The 3,112-nt window shown below is 71.9% G+C and carries 3 protein-coding genes and 1 pseudogene; 2 read left to right on the top strand and 2 right to left on the bottom strand.

Annotation, left to right across the window (positions count from 1 at the left end):
* A pseudogene (locus tag WAW17_RS28005) lies at positions 1–195 on the top strand (hypothetical protein); the annotation flags it as partial.
* Between the two features lie 16 nt (positions 196–211).
* Here WAW17_RS28005 and WAW17_RS28000 read toward each other — a convergent pair.
* Both WAW17_RS28000 and WAW17_RS27995 read right to left on the bottom strand, forming a co-directional pair.
* Complete coding sequence (locus WAW17_RS28000; protein WP_422336122.1) at positions 212–1,492, bottom strand: MFS transporter; 1,281 nt, start codon at positions 1,490–1,492, stop codon at positions 212–214.
* A 55-nt stretch (positions 1,493–1,547) separates the two neighbouring features.
* On the bottom strand, positions 1,548–2,210 hold the full coding sequence (locus tag WAW17_RS27995) for an ArsR/SmtB family transcription factor (protein ID WP_422336121.1): 663 nt from the start codon (positions 2,208–2,210) through the stop codon (positions 1,548–1,550).
* Positions 2,211–2,299: 89 nt separating this feature from the next.
* Between WAW17_RS27995 and WAW17_RS27990 the strand changes: the two genes are divergently transcribed.
* The coding region (locus WAW17_RS27990; RefSeq protein WP_422336120.1) for an MBL fold metallo-hydrolase at positions 2,300–3,112 on the top strand (813 nt) is incomplete at its 3' end.

Below are 3,112 nucleotides of genomic sequence, written 5' to 3'. Positions count from 1 at the left end.
GGTGCCGAAACTGTCCACCGCACTCGTCCACGCCTATCCCGCTCACAGACCCGTCGCCGTCGGCAAACACTGACGCATCAGGGGCGAGACGAATCACCAGGGTCCGACCCGGACGCCACCCCGAATGCTGCCGAAACGCTCGAGGCGCTCACGTCGCTGGGCGCGATCGCTGCGATGGCTACCCCGGCCGCCTGACGCCCGCACGCGCCGGCTACCTCGGCGCGGCGTCGGGTGCCGTTTCGTTCGCCGGTGCGGATGCGGTCTTCGTCTTCGCCTTGGTCCTGGCGGACAGGGCGAGGGCGGGCACGATGCTCAGCGCGATCACGCCACCGGTGACGGCGAGGACGGTGTAGTCGGTGGCCGCGACGATCATCCCGGAGGTCAGGCCGCCGCCGGCCCCGGCGACGGCGATGCACAGATCGACCGTGCCCTGGGTGCGGGCCCGGATGGTCAGCGGGACTTCGTCGGTGATGATCGTGGTGCCGCTGACCAGCCCGAGATTCCAGCCGAGACCGAGCAGGCCGAGGGCGAGGGCGAGGGCGGCCACCGACGAGGCGGGCACCGCGGCAGCGGTGATGCCGGCGGCGAGCAGGGTGAGCGCCGCGGCGGCGGCGACCGGCCGGGGCCCGAGACGGTCGACGAGCAGCCCGGAGAGCGGGGACGGTAGGTACATGGAGCCGACGTGGACGGCGATGACCATCCCGGCGGCGCCGACACTGTGGCCGTGGTGCTGCATATGGATCGGGGTCATCGTCATGATCGCGACCATCACCAACTGGGTCACCACCATCACCGTCGCCCCGAGCACCACGGCCGGGGACCAGGTCCGCTCCGCAGGGGTGGTCTCGTCCACGGCCGGGGCGGGGGTGTCGGCTGCCAGGGTCCGCGCCAGCAGCAGCGGGTCCGGGCGCAGCAGCACCCAGAGCACCAATGCGGCCAGGGCGTAGGCGGCGGCGGAGAGCACGAACGGCCCGGACAACGCCGGGATGCCCCACCGGGTGGCCAGATCGCCCATCACGGTCACCAGGTTCGGGCCGACGACCGCACCGACGGTGGTGGCCACCAGCACCGTGCTCACCGCCCGCCCGCGTTGGTGCGCGCTCGCCAGATCCGCTCCGGCGTACCGGGCTTGCAGGTTGGTCGCGGTGCCGGCGCCGTAGACGAACAGGGCGAGGAACAGCAGGGCGATGTTGTCGAGGACGGCGGCCCCGACGACGCCGAGGCTGCCGAGGGAGCCGGCCGCGTACCCGAGGGCCAGTCCCGTCCGGCGGCCGAGGCGTTGAGAGATGTGCCCGACGGTGACCGCGGCCGCGGCGGAGCCGATGGTGAACATGGCGCTGGGCAGCCCGGCGAGGCTGGTCGTCTCGAGCATGTCCTGCGCCAGCAGCGCCCCGACCGTGATGCCGGCGGCGAGGCCGGCGCCGCTGAGCACCTGGGCGCCGACCAGGACCGCCAACGTGCGGCGCTGCTGCGGGATCTGCTGCGAACTCATCGATCACCTCGGAGATTTCGGGGATGGGCCCGCACAGACCGCGGCCGGGTTGTGGTCAGGTCAGGGAGTCGACCGGCAGGTCCGCCAGCCGCCACTCGAGCATGCCGTCGGCCAGCCGCGCTGCACGGCGGCCGTGGTCGGTCAGCAGCCGGACCGCGTCGTGGGCGAGCACGCAGTAGGCGCCGCGGCAGTAGGCGACGATCTCCTGATCTACGGGCAACTCTGCCAGGTGCCCGGCCAGCTCGTCCAACGGAATCGACACCGCACCGGGGATGTGCCCGGCTTGGTATTCCTCGCGGGGGCGCACGTCGAGCACCGTCACCTTCCTCGACCGGGCCCGCTCGAGCAGCTGGTCCTTGCTGACGTGCTCGGTGTCGGCCGGGCCGAGATACGCGGTGCGGGCAGCCTCGACATCGGGCAGGTGTTCGTTGGCGACCGTGCGGACCAGAGCGAACAGCTGTGCCACGTCCGCACCGGCGAGCCGGTAGAACACCTTGGTGCCCTCGCGGCGGGTGGCGACGAGGTTGGCCTGCTTGAGGGTCTGCAGATGCGCGGACGCGGTGGTCAGTCCCAGTTCGCAGGCGCGGGCGAGCCCGTCGACGGTGCGCTCGCCCTGGGCGAGCAGATCCAGCAGTTCGAGCCGCTTGCCGTTGCTCAGGGCCTTGCCGACCCGGGCGAACTGGTCGAACAGTTCCGTCTTCGCGATCCGATCACCCATAGCATTCTCCAATCATCTTTGGAATAGTGTAGAACATGGATCGGGTGTTCCGCCGGGAATGCCCTCGAAACCGAGGCAGGGAGAAGGCCATGACCGGGATCGATCTGGTGCCGCTCGTCGACGAGGGGCTCGGCAACTCTGCGTATCTGGTGGACCTGGGGGACGGGCGGGCGTTGGTGGTCGACGTCAGCCGGGACCTGCGGGCGGTGCATGCCGCGGCCACCCGCCGCGGGTTGACCGTCGCATTCGCCGCCGACACCCACCTGCACGCCGACTTCCTGTCCGGCGCCCACCAACTCGGCGCCACCGGCGGAACGCGGGTGCTGGCCTCGGCCGCCGGGGACCGGGAATTCCCCCACACCGGGCTGCGCGACGGCGACGAGGTGGACCTGGGCGGGCTGAAGCTGCGAGCGCTGATGACGCCTGGACACACCCACGAACACCTGTGCTTCCTGCTCCTCGACGGCGAGAAGGAGGTCGGGGTGTTCACCGGCGGCTCGCTGCTGGTCGGCTCCGCCGCGCGCACCGACCTGATCTCCCCCGAGCGCACCGACGCCCTCACCCGCGCCCAGTACGCCTCCCTGCGCCGCCTCGCCGCGCTACCGGGTGAGGTGGCGGTGTGGCCCACGCACGGGGCGGGCTCGTTCTGCTCGGCCCCGCCCGGCACCGAGCGCACCAGCACCATCGCGCGCGAGCGCGCCACCAACCCGCTGCTCGCCGCCGCCGGCGAGGATGCGTTCGTCGAGCAACTGTTGGGCTCGTTGGGCAGCTATCCGCCGTACTTCCGCCGGCTCGGGGAAATCAACCGGCTCGGCCCCCCGCTCCTCGACCGGGATCCGGTGCTACCGGCGTTGACTGTCGACACCGTCCGGGCCCAGCTGGCCGAGGGCGCCGCCCTGATC

The organism is Rhodococcus sp. (in: high G+C Gram-positive bacteria) (genome assembly GCF_049286785.1).
GTDB lineage: Bacteria > Actinomycetota > Actinomycetes > Mycobacteriales > Mycobacteriaceae > Rhodococcus_F.
This window is presented reverse-complemented; position numbering and strand designations above follow the sequence as displayed.